This is a genomic window from Terrisporobacter petrolearius (genome assembly GCF_020748185.1).
GTDB classification, from domain to species: Bacteria; Bacillota; Clostridia; order Peptostreptococcales; family Peptostreptococcaceae; genus Terrisporobacter; species Terrisporobacter petrolearius.
Genome location: NZ_JAHZMO010000003.1, coordinates 23867 through 43000 on the forward strand (window position 1 = coordinate 23867; position 19134 = coordinate 43000).

Sequence of the window (19134 nt, forward strand, 5' to 3'; positions counted from 1 at the left end):
TTAGGTGCATTTTAATTATTTATTCCACATACAAAGTCCTATTGTTCCTGCTCCAGTATGAGAACCTATACTTGGGCCTATATTAGTCTCTGTCATTTTAGTAAAGTTTAATTCACTATTAATTGCCTCTTTTAATTTTTCAAATTCTACTTCATTGCCTCCATGGGCAACGCCTATTCTCTTATCTTCAATATTATCTTCAAAATGCTCTTTTGTTATACTTATCAATTTTGATATAACTTTTTTATGCCCTCTCGCTTGATCTATATTGACTATAAATCCATCTTTCATTTGTAATATTGGTTTTATGCTCAACATACTCCCTATGGCAGCCTTTGATGCTGATAGCCTTCCACCTTTTTTTAAATAATCTAAGTTGTCAACTGCAAATAATACCAATATATTATCCCTTATTTCCTCTAGTTTTTTTATTATATTCTCTATTGATTTACCTTCTTCATTCATTTCACAAGCTGTAACAACTTGAGCTCCACAACCATAAGATAAGTTTAAGCTATCAAATATATGTATTTCTCCTTGTAAATCATTTTTTGTAATCATAGCTGATTGATATGTACCCGTAACCTTAGATGAACCACTAATATATAATATCTTTTTCCCTTGATCCAAATATTTTCTAAATATTTCTTCAAATTGAATATAAGTAGCTTGAGATGTTTTAGGTATTTCATCATATTCTTTTATGAGCTTATAAAATTCTTCATTCGTAAGATTTTGACCATCTTTATATTCAGTATCGTTGATTATTATTGTTAAAGGAATTACTTCTATATCATATAGTTTCACTAAATTTTCTGGAACATCAGCTAAACTATCGCATATTATTTTTAAATCACTCATTGTGCCTATTCTCCTGTCTTTATTCTATCTTATTTCTATCTATTGCTTTAATAGACATCTGTTTTATAGTCTTGTATACTACATTTAATGTTTCAGCATCTATATCCTTTGTTATATAACTATTCCATTGTTCAAGCAAATTCATTAGTCTTCCCTTTACTTGTATACCCTTTTTCGTCAATTTTATTCGGTTAGTTCTTTTATCATTTTCATCTTTTATTCTAAAAATATATTCTTTTTCTTCTAAGGATTTAATCGCTCTTGCTGTAGCTGCCTTATCAACTATTAAGGACCTTGAAAGCTCTTCTTGACTCATATTATTATTTTCATACATTTCTATTAAAAAAATATATTCTGATGCACCTATTCCTAAGTCTTTTGTATTGTTGTTTATATAAGCTTGAAATTGCCTATATAAAACTGAGATACATTTTCTCATTTCCTTATTTCTCTTATTCATATTTAATATCCTTAATCACTTATTTTATATTTTATACCAGTGAGTTTCTAAAAGAGCTACAACTTCTTCACTATCATTTACTAGTTCATGGTATGCACTAACTTTATCATCATTATTCTTTATCTCAGTCTGTACACTTACTTTATCTCCATAAGTTAATTCTTTTTGGTATTTAATTTTAACTGAATAAATTTTATAATTGGTCATAACATCAAAAGGTATTGTCTCTAGTATCCATCCCAAATATGTAACATTCCCAACATGCAAATTCAAATCTATATCGGAATACCTCACATTAAATTCTTTTTTATAATCAATATTTTGGCATTTTGAAAGTTTAAGTTTATTTCTTCCTATAATAGGATCCTTCTCATTAACACCATATGCTATATAATGTTCATCTGGTATTGATATTGGTCTTCTTTTTTGTGAATCAACTAATATTACTAAGGTCTTTCCCTGAAGAATTAAATTATTACTATCATCGTGTATTTTAAAATGTCTAACTGCATAAAACTTATTCATACCTTCAACATAAGTTGTAGCTTTAAGCTTTTCTTTGTATTTAACGTATTTGTAAATTGTTATTTCATAATCTACTAACATCCATGTATGATTTTCCTTTACCATGTCAGCTATTACAAAGCCATACTTTTCATCTTGGCTTAAACCAGAGTCCGCCATAAAATTCATATAAGAAGTTAAAAAACATTCTCCTCTTGCATCTGTATCTCTATATGTAACTTCATATTCTTTAGTAAATATTTTTTCCATATCTTATACCTTCTTCCTGTTATATAAATAATTTTATTTATGTTTTTGTATAATTAGTTGATATGTCAATTATTTTAATCATATTTAGTTGATATGTCAATTATTATCATACTTATTTTAGTAAAAAGCCATAGTAAAGAATTTAAATCTTTACTACAGCTTCATAATTACATATTATTAATTTTTAGATTTTATTTTTGCTTCACCAAGTAAGAAACCTATAGAAGTACACATTAGATCTCTAAATTGTGCTAATATTGCCACATCTTCCGTAATATCAAAAGCATAAATGCCTAATATTACCAATGCAGCAATTATGGTTATTAATAATGCTACAACAACCTGTACTGTATTTCCATCACCATAATAATACTTAATTGTTTCTTTTTTTATCTTACATTCTTCAGTAATAGCCTTTTCTTTATCCATACTAATAGTCATTTTTTCCACATAACTATTTTTATCATTATCTTCTTTTCTTTTTGTATTAGAACTTAGTATAAATCCAAATACTGAAGCTAGAGAAGTCCTAAATATAACTTCAATTCTGTTATATAGGTCTATATCCTTTGCATCACAAATAGCTATAAATATTGTAGATAGTACTAAAAAAAATCCAAGATAAACTAAAAGTTTTGCTGCTAAGTTTAATTTATCCCAATCCATTAGTAACTCTTCAATTAAAGCTTGTACTCTACAAAATTTCATAGATATCACCACCTCAAAGGTATAAATCTCCCCTTATTTTCATAATATTACATGAATGCTTATTTTGTGATAAAAAAAAGAATTGTTATAATAACAGCAATTATTTTAACAATTCTATAATATAATTATTCTCTTTGTTTCCCGTAAAAATTAATCAATAGTGTACCTTTTCCACTATGAGCTCCTATTATAGGACCTATTTTTGAATGTATGATTTCTCCAACTTCACACTCTTTTTTTAGCATTTGTTCTAATTGCATTGCCTCATGCTCACAATCAGCATGAGAAATAATTATAGTATCATATTTATCAAGCAAATAATTATCTTTTAATTTATTAATCATATGATGCTCACAAGTTTTAGTTCCTCTTATTTTTTCTACTAGCTGAAGTTTACCTCCATTATCCATATTCAATAATGGTTTTATATTTAAAGCTGTTCCAAATGTAGCAGCCACAGAACTAATCCTTCCACCTCTTTTTAGATGAAATAAGTCATCTACCTTATACCAATGACATATATTTAATCTATTTTCTTCAACCCAATTATATAACTCTTCAATAGATTTTTCCTTTAACTTTTCTTTAGCTGCTAAATAAACTAAAAGTCCTTCTCCTGAAGATGCACATAAGGAATCAACGGACATTATTTTTCTCTCCGGGTAGTCTTCTTTTAAGCTTGATATAGCTATTTGTGATGATCCATATGTTCCACTTAGGCCTGATGAAAAGCAAATATAAAGGATGTCTTTTCCTTCTTTTAATATAGGAGTAAAATATTCTATAAACCTTACTGGCGTAATTTGAGTTGTTGTTGACATTAATCCTTCTTGAGACATCTTGTAAAAAATTTTGCTATCTAGCTCTCTTTCATCAGGATAATGTGAATATACTTTTCCATTCACTTCAAAATCCATGGGAATAATTTTAATTCCAAGAGAATCTATTACTTCTAGTGGCAAATCACTAGTTGCATCAGTGAATATTTCATACTGTGTCATATATTTTTCCCCCTTTTTCATAAACAAAGTATATATGATTTCTAATTATATTGTAATTATAGTAGTCTTTCATTCAATTTTCAATTATTATACACATAAAAAAATAGAGGTTTGCACCTCTACTTTTTTATAAATAATTTTATTAACTATTTAAATCTTACAAAGGTACTTCCATCCAAAGACTGCACTCCTAATAGATTTGGCGGATTACCAACTACATAAATAGTATATACCTTTTGACTTTTTAAATCTGTATTTAGGGTTAATACAGTATCTTCTGTATCAGCAAGATTTACTGTTAAATTATAGGAACCTGAAAGTAGTTGGACATAATCTGTTGCATCCATAAATCCTATATCTGTAAATGCCAAATTTCCATCTATTAATACATCTACATTTGGTGCATCAGGTGATAAATGTATAATTCTTACTCTGCTTTCATCTTCAAGTAAATCATCTGCATTACCTTCTATATATGGTATTAATTGAAGATCTTCAGAATTCCCTACTGCAGCTATGGTTATTACTTCTTTTTCTGGTATCCTAATGTTTTGTGTAAGTATAGGAGTTTCTTGTTGCCCAGCTGAAAATACTTCTATTTTATATTCTCCCATTGGTAGCTGAACATACTCAGTAAAGTCTTTAAATTGTAAATTTTTAAAAGCAAGTCCTCCATTAACGTAGATATCTACTGAAGATCCATTTGGAGAAGCATGAAACACTCTCACATAAGATACATCCATATCATTTCTAATAAACATAAAATTATCATCCCCCTTATATAAAACAATAATAAATAGCTTTTTATTAATAATTCTATGTTAAATATTTTTTTTTGATACACATTAAAATCAAATTGACAAAATATGTAAATTGATATACTATAATATTAACAATAAGATAATTAATAATTATATTTTGAAGATATAAAAAAGTCAGAAGTCTTTCACCTTCTGACTTTTTTTGTCTTTAAATATTTTTAACCCTTAGATATAGTAATTAATTAACTTAAATTGTATTCTTACTTTCCCCGAGTATGAATTATAATGTTTAAAGATGGTTTTCACCATCTTTTTTTCTTGTTTATATACTTTCAAATAAATCAATAATTTCTTCTCTCGTTAACTTTTTCAAAGATGAACTATTTTCTAAATTAGAATTTATTATATCTTCAATAAGCTCTTTTTTATAATCTTGCATAGCTATTACTTTTTCTTCGACGGTACCTTTAGAAATTAATTTAATAACATCTACCACATTTTTTTGTCCAATTCTATGTGCCCTATCGCTAGCTTGGTTTTCACTTGCTGGATTAAACCAAGGATCAAAATGAACTACCATGGATGCACTAGTTAAATTAAGTCCTGTTCCTCCTGCTTTCAATGATATTAAAAACACCTTCTTTGTATCACTATTATTAAATTCTTCTACCAACCTCATTCTATCTTTTGCATCTGTTTTTCCATCTAAGTATGAATATGAAATATTTTCTTCTACTAATCTTTTTTCTATAACTTGAAGAACCTTTGTAAACTGAGAAAATACTAATATTTTTCTATCATCTTCTTCCTTTATAATATTAATTAAAATTTCTAACTTTGAATTTTTACCTTTATAGTTTTTAACAATTATTTCTGGAGCAATACTTAGTTGTCTTAACTTTGTTAAATAAGAAAAAACAGTCATATTATCTTCATTGTTTTCTAGAATCCTTCTTTTTATTAAGTTCACAAAACTTCTATATGCTCTTTTATGCTCCTTGTCCAACTCAACATAAAATTTATGCTCTATTTTGTCTGGTAATTCATTAATAACTTCTTTTTTAGTTCTCCTAAGCATAAATGGTTTTATTAAATTTTTTAGCTGACAGTGATTTTTTTCATTATTAACAAATATAGTTTCAAATTTCTTTTTACTATATAAATATCCTGGCATAACAAAATCAAAAATTGACCAAAGTTCCATAAGATTATTTTCTACAGGTGTTCCTGTTAAAGCAAATTTCACATTAGCATTTACTTCTTTCACTGATTTAGTAATTATAGAATCTGGGTTTTTAATATTTTGCGCCTCGTCAATTATACAGTAATCAAAGGTTATGTTTTTATATTTTTCCATATCATTTTTATAGGTCCCATAACTAGTTAGTATAACATCATAGTCCTTATAATTCTCTAATACTTTTTCTCTTTGAACTTTATTTCCATAGGCAATCCCTAGTTTAATATCTGGTGTGAATTTTTCAAATTCGTTTTCCCAGTTATATATTAAAGATGTTGGTGTTATAACTATTGATTTTTTATCTTTTTGTGAAAGTAAAAAGGCTAAAGTTTGTACAGTTTTACCAAGTCCCATTTCATCTGCCAGTATTCCACCAAAGTTATAATTTGATAAAGTATTAAAAAATTCAAATCCATCTACTTGATAATCTCTAAGATTTGCATTTAAATTCTCGGGGACTTTTATATTTTTGTTTAATTTATTATATTTTTTTATTACATTATCTACGTATTTTCTTCCACTTATTAAATTATTACTTTCATCTTCTAGTAACTTTTCTAGAAATACTGCTTTATTATCTGGTATCTTTATTTTTTGAAAATCACTATAAATATCCAACACATCTATAATTTGAAATATTTTTTCTAAATCATTGTCCTTTAAGTCAATATAACTACCATCTGGCATAAGATGGTACTTGTATTTATTTTTATATGAGTTATATATATTGTCATATTCATTTTTATCTATTTTATCAATATGTAAGCTAGCACCTAAGTTTCCACCTCTAGATTGACTTAAGTCAAATATTACAGTAGGGTTTAATATTATATCTCCTTCTGAAAATTCTTCTTTAGTTTTATCTCTTAATTTTTTTATTCCTTCAAGAACTGAAGCCACCATATGAGAACATACTTGAGTTCCTTTATTATTGAAAACATTTTGACAATCACAACTAAGATTGGAAACCGTCCTACTTTTAGTATTTATACTGATCATAGATGTGTAACTTCGTCTGTGATGTTCATCAAAGACTGTAGCATAAAAAGTTGTTTCATGCCCTCTTGTATTTACATAGTCATTACTTACATAGTTTCTCTTATATGATGCAAATCCACTATTATATTTTAACTTATCTGTGTATAATCTTAATATTTCACTAAGTTTATCTATTTCCATTTTTCCACCTTTTCCTTAAAAATTTGTCATAGTTTTTTGTGAAAATTCCCTTTCATTTAAAACGGTTTATATTTTAAAAATAAAATATCATGAGATTGCCCCCATGATATTTCAAATTTTATTAAACTTTAATTTTTATATTTTCACACACTTCTAATTTAAATTATACTCATATTATTATGAGTCATTCAAGTAGTTATTTAATTCTTTTTTCTTTTATTTACTTTGGCTTTTTTATTAATGCTAATATTCCATCAATAATTAAAACTCCTGTTCCTATCCATATCAATGCTTCACCACAACTAGCAAAAGAAATGTCCCTCATACAAAAATCTAATATGTTTTTCATCTTTTGACACCTCCCTTTAGCTTATTGCAAAAAATATTTTTAATTATTCAATTTAGCTCTACTATATACTATGACACCTAAAATAAAAAAATGACACCTACATATTTTAGGTGTCATCAATTTTCATATATTATCAAAATCTTCATCATTTGCTTCATATAATTCTTCTTTATTTCTATAATGTCTATATTTTGACATTTCGTTATAAATTTTCATTCTTCCTTCATTGATATCTCCAATAGGTTTATGAGAAAGAAGACTATGACCTGGTGAAAAAGACATTTTTTCTGCCAAGTCAAATCTTTTATTCGTTGTAAATCTTTGTCTTGGAATTCTTATCTGGCCCAGTTTAATAAAAGGAGATTTATCCTCCTCCCACTCTATTGAAGCATCATTTATTGGTGTATATATGTCATTTATATAAAATTGTACCATAAAATCAAACACTGCTTCTTCCCTATATAAATGTTTTTGCATATTTTCTGTAAGATAGTTTTTTCCAAGTTTTTTAGGAAGCTTGCTTTTGTACATAGACCTTGGAACTATACTATATTTTACTATTTTATTACCAAACATATATGGTGTAGTACTGTAATATCTAATGTCTAAAGGACTTGTATCATGTTTCATATTTTTTATAATATCAGTTATTACTTTAATATTTTTATCTTTTATTAATTTTCCCATAAAAATTATTGGTGTAGATTTTGTTGTATAGTATAAAGCATCATACATTAATTTTAGGTTTCCTATAGGCATGGTTTTCATATTAACTAATAGAAAATCTTGAGTAAATTGTTCATCCTTTACACATTTATCTCCATAAACATTTAATAATTTTATTGAAAGTCCTCTAATATCCCTATATTTATCACTTCTTATTTTAGGATTTGAGTTAGATACTCTTATAAATGCTTTGTAATAATCTCTATTAAAGATTCCTTCTCTATACTGCAAGGGTAAATTTTTATCCACAATAAAATAACCTTTTAGAAGTCCTAAACATTTTGGATGAGCATCTCTTCTTGTTAAGCCCTTTACATAATCTTTGTCTAATTTTTCTTTTAATAAACATATTATTTTTGAACTTAATTCATCGTTGCTATATTTTCTCAATTATTTTGCTCCTTTACTAAAATTGTAAATAATACTTATTATTCCAATAATATAAAAGATTAATTACAAAAAAAGAAGGTATTTTACCTTCTTTTCTATTTAGCTATTGCAATATTATTAAATTTCGCTTCATTATTCAAATCACTACTATTTAGTTTTTTTGTATATATTATTATTCCAAATAAAGTTATAGCTTCTGTCACAGTCACAACAAACCATAAACTAGACCCACCAAATGCCACTGGTAAACTTATCACAAGAATGATATTTAATAAAAACCCTCTTATAACTGATATAAATATGGATGGTTTTTCTTTTCCCACAGATTGAAAATAGTTACAAAGCAATATATTAATATTCATAATACAAAAAGCACTTAAATAAGTTCTCAGTGCTGGTACTCCCATAGAAACAATATCTGTATTAGCTTTTACAAAAGCATATATTACTTCTTCTGTAAACATAAATACTACAACATATAGTAAACATCCTATTGAAATAGTAGTAAACATAGCATATTTTAAAACTGTTTTTACACGCTTGCTCTCATTTGCACCATAGTTAGTTGCTATTATAGGTTGACTAGCTTGAGCAACACCATTAAATAAGGCTGTTCCAACTATTACACAATTTGATATAATTCCATAAACTACGATTCCCATATCTCCTATATATTTTAAAATTTGAATATTAAATATAAATATTACAAATCCAGCAGCCACTTCCATTAAGAAACTAGATCCACCACAACTGATTATCCTTTTTATTCTTTTTACTGATGCTTCTTTTAAAGATAGTTTTATTCTATTTTTATTTGAAATAAAGTGAGTTAAAAGAACTATAACTGTTGTTAAACTTCCTATAACTGTTGCTAAAGCTGCCCCCATCATTCCCATGTCCATAGGAAATACAAAAATATAATCTAATACTATATTTAATCCTGCTCCTACAAGTACTGATATCATAGCCAATTTCGGAGCTTTTTTATTACGAATTATAGGTGATAAAAAATTAGTTGCTATAAATATAGGTGTAAATATTGTTATGCATCTTCCATATTGTAATACTAAATCAATACTATTTTCATTTGCTCCAAGGAAGTAAGAGATATTTTCTAAAAATATGTTTGTAAATATTGTAAATATTAGTCCTATTATTGCTACTGCCACCAAGCTAGAAATAAAATATTTATCTGATTCTTCTTTATTTCCCATTCCATCTTCCATTGAGATTAATATTCCTCCTCCCAGTCCAAACATAAGACCTATACCGTTGTATACGGCAAAAAAAGGTAAGAAAATATTTAGCGCAGAAATACCTTCTGCTCCAACACCTTGACCTATTATAAGAGTATCTGCCAATATATAAATTGCTGTAACAAGTGTGGAACATATCGATGGTATTAGATAGTGGTAAAAAACTTTTTTCTCATCATCTTTTAATAAATTTAATTTTTCCATTACAACCCCTCCTATTTTTATTAATAATAAAAAATTCGCTTCGCTCATGTCGCCAACGGCTTCGCCCGTTGCTCAAGTCACAAAGTTAAAAATTAAAAAAGCCAAATAAGCATGCTAAGTATACTTATTTGGCTTGTTGCTCATATTTTATTTTTTGAACCATTAAATTATCTTGCATTGCGATTATAAATTAAATATAATTCGCCACTTGTAATGGCTCTTTTAACAAAAACTATTCTAATATATTAAGTTAATAAAGTCAACCTGAATTTTCCTTGTATTCATTAGTTTCTTTTTTCTTTGCTTTACTAAGTCCAAAGGCTATTAAACCACATAAACCTAGTGGTCATTACTGAGCCTACCACTCCAAATACTGTAGTACCCATTGCATTTTCTCCATCGGATTTGAAGTCATAATTTGGTAAAAATGCTAATCTCTCTTGAACACCTCCTAGTGTCTCATTTACACTATTAGTCCTTTCAATTTCATCACTACCAGTTACATTTTGTACTGCCCACTCTAATCCATCTGGATTTGAAGATGCATAACGTAAATCCCCCTTTAGAAATTAAAAAGCCATGAAGTTATCCTTATTAAGAAATAACCTTCATGGCTTTAATTTCAATTCATATATATTTTTATTATGTATTATATTTTTCTAACCTTTTAGAGCTTTTATCTTTGCTGAAGTATTAAACCCTACAGCCAACGGTAAAAATGCTGACATTGGAATAAATATAAAACCTAAATCAACATTATTTATAATGGAAAAAATTATATATGCCATTATACTTACAAGAATTAATTTTAAAAATACAAATAAATCTCCTGCTAATAGAAATGCTTGCTCTTGCTTCTTTTTATCTTTTATATTACCTATTCCCCATAAAGATGGATTTAAATATATCATAGTAAAAACTATATATATTCCGTAAGATATAGCTAGTTTCCATAAGATACTTGTTTTTGAGCCCATACCACCTATTTTACCAGTAATTCCAAAAGATGTTGCTACCTCTTGTGGTATTTTCCCCCACATGACCGCCACATAAATTGATATTGCTATTAGTGTAAATATTGTAAGTCCTTCAATCATTCTTTGTTTTTGTGTGAAAGCCATCTTCATATTTTCATCCCCCTCAATTTTATTTAACATATAAGTATAATTTTACACTATATTATAAGTTTTAAAAAGGTGTTTTATTACAATATTACTTTTTTATATGTTGATTTTTTAAGATTTAACTAAAACTTATTTTTCATACTTACAAAATATATATAAGTTAATACTAAAATATTTTTATGGTTTGTAATACATAAAAAGCTAGATAGTCTTATTACTATCTAGCTGTATATATTAATTAATATTTCCACTATTCACAACAGGCTGAGCATCTTTGTTTCCACAAAGTACTACTAATAAATTACTTACCATTGCTGCTTTTTTCTCATCATCTAGTTTTACAATTTCATTTTCATTTAAAGAATTAAGAGCCATTTCTACCATTCCAACAGCACCTTCAACAATCTTTTTACGTGCAGCAATAATTGCCTCAGCTTGTTGACGTTGAAGCATGGCAGCTGCTATTTCTGGAGCATAAGCTAAATGAGTTATTCTAACTTCACACACTTCAAGACCTGCCACATGAACTCTCGACTGCAATTCTTCTTTTAATTTATCTGCAACTTCTTGAGAAGATCCTCTAAGTGTTTTTTCCTCTGATGCATCATTAACATCATAAGGATAAAGCCTTGCCACATTTCTAAGTGCTGTATCACATTGTATTGATAAATATGTTTTATAGTTATCCACATTAAATACTGCTTTTGTAGGATTTATAACTTTCCAAATTACTACTACTCCTATCATTATAGGATTTCCCATTTCATCATTTACTTTTTGTATTCCATTATTTAATGTTAGGGTTTTAAGAGATACTTTTTTTGTTGTAGACGGTATTGTAGCTTCAGACTTATTTTCATCTTCTTTCCCCTTAGCCATTCTCAGTGCTGCTGATTCATATGTTGGATTTATAGCACTACAAAATGGATTTACAAAATAAAAACCTTCTTTTGAAATTGTTCCATAATAATTACCAAACAGTACCAAAACTATTGCCTCATTAGGATTTAATATCTTTAATCCACAAAGCATAAAGATACCCGCTATTAAGCATATAATTCCTATTATTGTTGGAAATGCTATATCCTTAATTATAGTAAAGTAAATTGCCACTGGAAAAATCAACATTAAGATTAATCCAATAAGTAAACCTAGCCAACCACTCATAGGTTTAAGTTCTTTTTCATTAAATTTTATTCTTTCTTCTATCATAATTTTCCCTCCCTTAAAATAATACCATATCCTGCAATATTTTTTATTTTCATTATTCTTTTACAAAAAACAAATATGCTATTGTAAAAGCAATTTGCCAAAAGGTTAATACTATACCTGTGGCATACTGTTTTGATATAAACAATTCATATATCCATACAACTACAAATAAAATTGTAAATATAACATATAGAAATAAAATAAAATTATTGCTAGAAGATTTCTTTTTCCTTAATCTCAATCATATTGCCCCCTAAATACAAAGTGACTCAAAAATATATTGCAGGATATCATTAATTATATATTATACTATATTACTTACCATCGCAAATCCGCTTTAATATGATTAGGAACTAAAAATAAATTTAATGCTTCTTCTATACTCCTTGTTACTATATCACTATTCATAATTAGCTTACTGCAGGTACCTTCTCCTTCAATAACCGCGATAGAAAGTCTAGCTTCTTTGAACATATCTATATCATTAAAACCATTTCCAATTGCCCCAGTAACATCTCTGCCTAACTTTTTTATTAAATCGCCTTTATGCTTTCCTACACATCCTGTTGGCACTGTTATTACTTTTAAATTTACTTTTTCACATTCTTCTTGTGCAACTCCATATGTGTCTGCTGTAATAACATATATATTTATTATCTTTGACAATCGACTTAATTGATTTTTAATATTTTCTAAAATTCTTCCATCTACAGCTATTGTTCCATTAAAATCAAAAACTAGATTTTCCAATTCTAAACTTTCTCTTCCCGGTATATCAATCTTAATCATCACATCACTCCCAAATTTTGTATTTTACGTTCCCATATATTGAATGTATTCTTTGCTCAAAGCTTCTTTGGGAGAATTAAAGAATTCTTCTGACTTACCTATTTCAATAATTTCTCCATTATCCATAAAAATAATATTATCACCTATTCTTTTGGCTTGAGCTAGATTATGTGTAACTATTATTATAGTATATTTATACTTTAACTCCTTTAACATTTCTTCAATAAACATGGTATTTTTCACATCTAAAGCAGAACAAGGCTCATCTAATAATAATATTTTGGGCTTCACACTTAAACATCTTGCAATTGATAATCGTTGCTTTTGACCACCTGATAATTTTCCTGCAACCATATGAAGGTTATCTTTTACTTCATCATACAACTTAGTTTGTTTAAGTAATTCTATTTTTCTTTTTTCTATTTCTTTATTATCATAATTATTGTGATATTTTAAAGCATATGTAAGATTTTTTTCTATAGAAAAAGGAAAAATTGTAGGATTTTGAAAAACTAACCCAATTTGAGTTCTTAACGTTTGTAAGGGTATATTATTAAAATTTATTCCGTCAATAATAATATTTCCTTCTATTTTGCCTCCTTCTTCTTCAATAATTCTATTGAAAGACTTTAACAATGTGGACTTTCCACATCCTGATTGTCCTAGGATAACAGTTATTTGTTTTTCTTTTATATTAAAGTTTATATCATTTAATACTCTTTTTTTTCCAAAAAATACATTCAAATTTTCTACATTTAAAACATTTTTTTCCATGATGCACCTTCTCTCCATATTCCTATTAACCTACATAAACCATTTATTATAAGTAACAATACCATTAATACAAAAGCTGTTCCATAAGCATTCTCCAAAGATAATCCTTCATTAACTAAAATATATAAATGATATGGAAGAGCCATTACAGGTGAATTAATTTCACTTGGTAGACCAGAATATATAACTGCTCCCGTATACATAATAGGCGCTGTCGCTCCCATAGCATAAGCCATTCCTAGTGTTATACAGGTTAATATATTTATCATAATATTTGGAAGAATAATTTTAAATAAAGTATATGACTTAGATACTCCAAGACATAGTGAAGACTTCATTATGTCTTCTCCACCGTCCATTAATAATTTTATTATTCTTATGGATATGAACGGTATTATCATAACAGCAAGTGTTATTGAAGCGCATAATAATCCTCTTTCCATACCAAACTTACATATTAAAATTGTATAACCAACTAACCCCAATACAATAGATGGTACACCTGACAATCCATAAAGAAATGACAATGTTATATTTTTAAACTTAATGGAAGTACAGTAAAATACTAAATATATAGAAATTGAAATGCCTAAAAAACCTCCCATTATTCCTGATAATACCCCCATAAGTAGACTTCCAACAATTGCAGGAAAAATTCCTCCCTCCGTTCCAAGAGGTGATCCTTTGGGACTATTTAATATAAAATCAACAGATATTACATTAAAACCTTTACATAATATATAAATAAAAATGCCTAAAGTAATACTTATAACTAGCATCCCAGATATAAAAATCCATAACTTTAATAAGCAATCTCTTTTTTTCATAATTTACTCCATTCTGCTCTTAATTTTTAAGTATTTTGCTATGGCAAAAATTATTATAAGTAAAAATATTAAAACCACATTCGCTGCGTATAAGGCAGATGAATGTAAACTACCATACTGAACTGTTCCCATTTCTAATGCTGTCAATGAAGGTATAGTCTCCCCTCTAGAAAATAATCTAGGCATTATTGGAGAGTTTCCCATTACCATCATCACGGCCATCGTTTCTCCCATAGCTCTTCCAAATGACATCATTATAGCTGAATAAATACTGTTTTTTATTGATGGAAGTATAACAATTTTTATAGTATATTCTTTAGATACTCCCAAAGATAAAGACTCTATTTCAAATTTATTTTTAGCTTCATCTATGGATTCACTACAATTTGATATTATATATGGCAATAGCATAATTGCTAGCAATATTCCTGCAGCTAATACACATTCTCCTGATGTCATATTAAAAAATATTTCAAAATACTTCACTATTATTACCAAACCAATAAAGCCAAATATAACAGATGGAATACCCGCCAATAAATCTATGCATGCTAGTATAGTCTTTGAAACACTCTTTTTACTATAAAAGCTTAGGAAAATAGCACATCCTAGCCCTATTGGAAGAGCTATAAATACAGCTAAAAATGAAACATATAGTGTTGCTAAAATCATAGGCAACAAAGAATAGCTAGCTTCTGATTTTAAAGGATTCCATCCTCCCGAAATAATAAATCCATTAATACCGATTTCTTTAAAGAAAGGAATGCTTTCTATTGTTACACATGCAAATAAAGATACTACTATTAATAAAAACAATATGACGGTTAAAAACAAAACATATTTAATAAAACTGTCTTTTATATACTTCAATAAATCACCTTCTTAATTATTTATAGTTAATTTAATTGTAATAAATTTCAACTAAAAAAGAGCTTAAATACAAAATAATAAGCTCTTTTTAGAAAATATTTATATTTTTTATTTATTCATTGGAATAAATCCTAATTCTTCTACCATAGCTTGTCCTTCTGTCCCTAAAACATAGTCTATAAATGCTTTTTGTTCAGCAGTTGGGTCTCCACTACCTAATATTAATAAAGGTCTTTGTATTTTGTAATCACCACTTAATATATTTTTTGCATTAGCTTCTACACCATCAACTTTTAATTTAGATATTTTACCATCATTTTGGTTTGCAACACCATATGAAGCATATCCTATAGCGTATTCATTTTCTATTACTTTAGATACTAAAGCGCCCATAGAAGCGGCTTGTATAGCATCAGCTTTTACTTCTTTCTCTCCCATTATAGCTTTTTGGAATACTTCATGGGCTCCTCCACCAATGTCTCTTGTTACTACAACTATTTCTTTATCTGGTAAAGATGAATCTACATCTTTCCAAGTTTTATATTCTCCTGAAAATATTTTTGCAATCTCTTCTGATGTTAAATTATCTTTTACTTTTAATATAGGATTTTTAGGATTAACAGCTATCGTTAATGCGTCTATTCCTACTTGATACTCTTTTTCATTTTTTATTTTTTCTTTTTCTTCGTCTTTTACTTTTCTTGCAACCATACCAAAGTTTGCTGTCTTATCAATTACAGCTTGTACACCTTGACCTGAACCACCTGCTGATACGTATATTTCTATATTATCTTCTGAAAAGTCTTTATTTACCTTATTCCAAGTTCCATAAGACTCAATAAATTCTAATGATATTTTTGACATAACTGGAGCTAAAGTTGATGAACCTATAAACATTATTTGTGATTTATCCTTTGAATCTCTTTTATCTTTTTCTCCACTATTACAAGCAACTAATGATAACATCATAGCCATAGACATAAATATAGCCCAAAATTTCTTTTTCATTTCTAATCCCCCTATTTCGTTAAATTTCTACAAATTCATTTTATCACAAGTTTTATGGAAATATTTGTAATAAAAATCTTTTGTGTATTGAAACACTAAATATTATCTATGCTTTTATAGTTTTTATCTATAAATATATTTTTCTTTTTATTAATTATTTATGTGAATATCGCAATATCAGTATACTATAATATAATAAATATATAAAATAGCATACAAATTAAAAATTGGGAGGGATATATTATGAGTATAAGTAAAAGAATAGAAAAATTTAGACAAGAATATGTTTCCACTAAACCAGCTATAAGTACTGAAAGAGCTAAAATTTACACTGACTCATACAAAGAAACTGAAGGGGAACCCATGTGTATAAGAAGTGCAAAAGCTTATTTAGCGGTTTGTGAAAAACTTCCAATAACAATATTTCAAGATGAACTTGTGGTAGGTACTGCTGGTGAATTCAAAAGAACAGGTATACTTACTCCTGAGTTTTCATGGAGGTGGGTAGATAAAGAAATGGACAAATTCTCTACTAGAAGTCAAGATCCTTATAAAATGGATGATATTCAAATAGAATTTATGAGAAAAGAAATCTTTCCATATTGGGATGGTAAATCTCTTGAAGATAAGTTTTTAAAAAGGATTCCAAAAGACACTGCAAAAATATTAATTGATACGGGAATTATAGATAATGACTCAAAATGGCGCCAGGCTGTTGGTGAAGTTACTCCTGATTATGAAGATATATTATTTGCAAAAGGATATACAAAAATAAAAGAAGAAGCTTTAGAAAAAATTGAAACTTTAGATATAGCAATTCCTAAAAATATAGAAAAAGTAGATTTTTATAAGTCTTTAGTTATAACTTGTGATGGAATTATGACTTTAGCCAAAAGATATTCTGATTTAGCATTTGAAATAAGTAAAAATGAAAAAAATCAAACTAGAAAAGTAGAATTAATAAAAATAGGAGAAGTATGTAGAAAAGTTCCTGCTAATCCTCCTCAAAGTTTTTATGAAGCAATTCAATTTGTTTGGTTTGTTCAATTAGGTGCAATCATAACTGAAAATCCTTTAGCTTTAAATCCTGGACGATTTGATCAATATATGTATCCTTATTACGAAAATGATATAAAGTCAGGTCTTATTACTGAAGATGGTGCACTAGAATTAATAGAAGCTTTATGGTTAAAATTCTCTGAATGGGTTTGGACAATATCAAAAAATACATCTGGTTATTTTGCTGGATACAACCAATTCCAAAACTTAACTGTAGGCGGTAGAAAACGTGACGGCTCTGACGCAACTAATGATTTATCTTACCTTTGCTTAAAAGCAACTAAAGATATAAAAACTCATCAACCTGGTCTTAGTGTAAGAATTCATCCATGAGCTCCAGATGATTTTATAATAGCAGTTTGTGATTTAGTTGCTGATGGAAGTGGATTCCCTGCAATCCACTCTGATTCTTGTGGTTGCCAAATGTTGCTTCAAAATGGATATGGTCCACAAGATGCAAAAGACTGGAATAACTGTGGCTGTGTCGTACCTCATTTTAGAAAGACGGGTCAATGGACTTCTGCTGTAAACGTTAACTTCTCTGCTGCTTTAGAATATGCCATGAATCAAGGTTATTCTAGAATGACTGGAGAAAAAATGGGATTAGCTGAAAAAAAAATTACTTCTTTTACTTCTTTCGAAGAATTAATGAAAGCTTTCTATAAACAATTTGCTTACTTAATAAGACACTCTGTAATAGGAAGTACCATAGCGCAAACAGTTCATACTGAAGTTGTTCCAATACCATTTTTATCAATATGTGTCGATGGATGCTTTGAAAAAGGTTTGGATTTATCTAAAGGAGGAGCAAAATATAATGTAGGTCCTGTACTTACTGGAATAGGTCTAGGCCAAGTATCAAACTGTTTAGCTATAATAAAAAAATTAGTATTTGAAGACCAAGTTACTACTTTAGATAAAATAGATAAAGCGCTAAACGACAACTGGGAAGGCCATGATGAACTAAGAAAATTAACTGAAAATGTTCCTAAATACGGAAATGATAATGATTATGTAGACCAAATAGCTTTAGAAATATCAAACTTCTATTATCACGAAACAAGACAATACAAAGATATATTTGGTTCTCCATTTAACTCTGCTTTTATGGGAATATCAAATTATATTCCAACAGGTAGAATAATTGGAGCCACTCCAGATGGTAGAAAAGCTGGAGCTCCTCTTACAGAAGGAGTTTCCCCTTATGCAGGAACTGATACAGACACTCCTCTTGCTGCAATGAAGTCAGCTGCTAAGATAAATCATGATTTGCACTCTAGAGGTACACTGCTTAACTTAAGATTAAATCATGATTTGGTATCTACGCCCAGAGGTCAAAGAAACTTAGCTTCTATGATACAATCTTATTTTGCTCTTGGAGCTTTCCATGTTCAATTTAATACTGTATCAAATGAAATTTTGTTAAAAGCACAAGAAAACCCAGATGAATATAGAGATCTATTAGTTAGAGTTGCAGGATATTCTACTCAGTTTGTTAACTTATCAAGAGAAATGCAAGATGCAATTATAGCTAGAAATGCTCACTGTGAGTTTTAGTTGGT

At 28.1% G+C, this 19134-nt stretch carries 19 protein-coding genes and 2 pseudogenes; 2 read left to right on the forward strand and 19 right to left on the reverse strand.

Annotated features, from left to right (window positions below):
* Positions 1-15 precede the first annotated feature (15 nt).
* From K0040_RS02655 to K0040_RS02735, 19 genes and pseudogenes are all read right to left on the reverse strand, one after another.
* Complete coding sequence (locus K0040_RS02655) at positions 16-861, reverse strand: DegV family protein (RefSeq protein ID WP_228107425.1); 846 nt, start codon at positions 859-861, stop codon at positions 16-18.
* Between the two features lie 19 nt (positions 862-880).
* Entirely contained in the window at positions 881-1321 is a 441-nt protein-coding gene (locus tag K0040_RS02660; RefSeq protein WP_228107426.1) for a MarR family winged helix-turn-helix transcriptional regulator, read from the reverse strand.
* A gap of 24 nt (positions 1322-1345) precedes the next feature.
* The gene (locus tag K0040_RS02665; RefSeq protein ID WP_228107427.1) at positions 1346-2095 is read right to left on the reverse strand and encodes an acyl-[acyl-carrier-protein] thioesterase; all 750 of its coding nucleotides are present in this window, start codon (positions 2093-2095) and stop codon (positions 1346-1348) included.
* Between the two features lie 177 nt (positions 2096-2272).
* Positions 2273-2803 carry a hypothetical protein gene (locus tag K0040_RS02670; protein ID WP_228107428.1) on the reverse strand — a complete coding sequence of 177 codons (531 nt, stop codon included), beginning with the start codon at positions 2801-2803 and terminating at the stop codon, positions 2273-2275.
* A 125-nt stretch (positions 2804-2928) separates the two neighbouring features.
* Positions 2929-3804, reverse strand: a complete 876-nt coding sequence (locus K0040_RS02675; RefSeq protein ID WP_228107429.1) for a DegV family protein — start codon at positions 3802-3804, stop codon at positions 2929-2931.
* Between the two features lie 146 nt (positions 3805-3950).
* Entirely contained in the window at positions 3951-4565 is a 615-nt protein-coding gene (locus tag K0040_RS02680; protein ID WP_228107430.1) for a DUF4397 domain-containing protein, read from the reverse strand.
* 322 nt (positions 4566-4887) lie between these two features.
* A complete protein-coding gene (locus K0040_RS02685) occupies positions 4888-6984 on the reverse strand; it encodes a DEAD/DEAH box helicase (RefSeq protein WP_228107431.1) in 2097 nt (698 codons plus the stop codon).
* A gap of 220 nt (positions 6985-7204) precedes the next feature.
* The gene (locus tag K0040_RS20630) at positions 7205-7333 is read right to left on the reverse strand and encodes a hypothetical protein (protein WP_265588787.1); all 129 of its coding nucleotides are present in this window, start codon (positions 7331-7333) and stop codon (positions 7205-7207) included.
* A 123-nt stretch (positions 7334-7456) separates the two neighbouring features.
* The gene (locus K0040_RS02690; protein WP_228107432.1) at positions 7457-8449 is read right to left on the reverse strand and encodes a catalase family protein; all 993 of its coding nucleotides are present in this window, start codon (positions 8447-8449) and stop codon (positions 7457-7459) included.
* Between the two features lie 95 nt (positions 8450-8544).
* Positions 8545-9909: an MATE family efflux transporter gene (locus K0040_RS02695; RefSeq protein WP_228107433.1), complete on the reverse strand. Its 1365-nt coding sequence runs from the start codon at positions 9907-9909 to the stop codon at positions 8545-8547.
* A gap of 308 nt (positions 9910-10217) precedes the next feature.
* Positions 10218-10445, reverse strand: a pseudogene (locus K0040_RS21430) (PDGLE domain-containing protein); the annotation flags it as partial.
* Positions 10446-10568: 123 nt separating this feature from the next.
* The gene (locus K0040_RS02700) at positions 10569-11036 is read right to left on the reverse strand and encodes a DUF1648 domain-containing protein (RefSeq protein ID WP_228107434.1); all 468 of its coding nucleotides are present in this window, start codon (positions 11034-11036) and stop codon (positions 10569-10571) included.
* Between the two features lie 231 nt (positions 11037-11267).
* The gene (locus K0040_RS02705) at positions 11268-12245 is read right to left on the reverse strand and encodes an SPFH domain-containing protein (protein ID WP_228107435.1); all 978 of its coding nucleotides are present in this window, start codon (positions 12243-12245) and stop codon (positions 11268-11270) included.
* A gap of 52 nt (positions 12246-12297) precedes the next feature.
* A complete protein-coding gene (locus K0040_RS02710) occupies positions 12298-12486 on the reverse strand; it encodes a hypothetical protein (RefSeq protein ID WP_018591393.1) in 189 nt (62 codons plus the stop codon).
* 77 nt (positions 12487-12563) lie between these two features.
* On the reverse strand, positions 12564-13034 hold the full coding sequence (locus K0040_RS02715) for an HAD family hydrolase (protein WP_228107436.1): 471 nt from the start codon (positions 13032-13034) through the stop codon (positions 12564-12566).
* A 24-nt stretch (positions 13035-13058) separates the two neighbouring features.
* Positions 13059-13808, reverse strand: a complete 750-nt coding sequence (locus K0040_RS02720; RefSeq protein WP_228107437.1) for a phosphate ABC transporter ATP-binding protein — start codon at positions 13806-13808, stop codon at positions 13059-13061.
* Positions 13790-14635, reverse strand: coding sequence for a PstA family ABC transporter permease (locus K0040_RS02725; RefSeq protein ID WP_228107438.1), 846 nt, complete (start codon positions 14633-14635; stop codon positions 13790-13792). Before K0040_RS02725 ends, K0040_RS02720 begins: the two co-directional genes overlap by 19 nt.
* 3 nt (positions 14636-14638) lie before the next feature.
* A complete protein-coding gene (gene pstC / locus K0040_RS02730) occupies positions 14639-15505 on the reverse strand; it encodes a phosphate ABC transporter permease subunit PstC (protein WP_228107439.1) in 867 nt (288 codons plus the stop codon).
* A gap of 108 nt (positions 15506-15613) precedes the next feature.
* Complete coding sequence (locus K0040_RS02735; protein WP_228107440.1) at positions 15614-16513, reverse strand: phosphate ABC transporter substrate-binding protein; 900 nt, start codon at positions 16511-16513, stop codon at positions 15614-15616.
* 243 nt (positions 16514-16756) lie between these two features.
* On the opposite strand from K0040_RS02735, the pseudogene K0040_RS02740 reads away from it, so the two are divergent.
* Both K0040_RS02740 and K0040_RS20980 read left to right on the forward strand, forming a co-directional pair.
* Positions 16757-18697: pseudogene (locus tag K0040_RS02740) on the forward strand (glycyl radical protein); the annotation flags it as partial.
* Positions 18680-19129 (forward strand): glycine radical domain-containing protein, encoded by a 450-nt coding sequence (locus tag K0040_RS20980; protein WP_331476265.1) that lies wholly within the window; start codon positions 18680-18682, stop codon positions 19127-19129. The pseudogene K0040_RS02740 and the gene K0040_RS20980, both read left to right, overlap by 18 nt.
* Positions 19130-19134 lie beyond the last annotated feature (5 nt).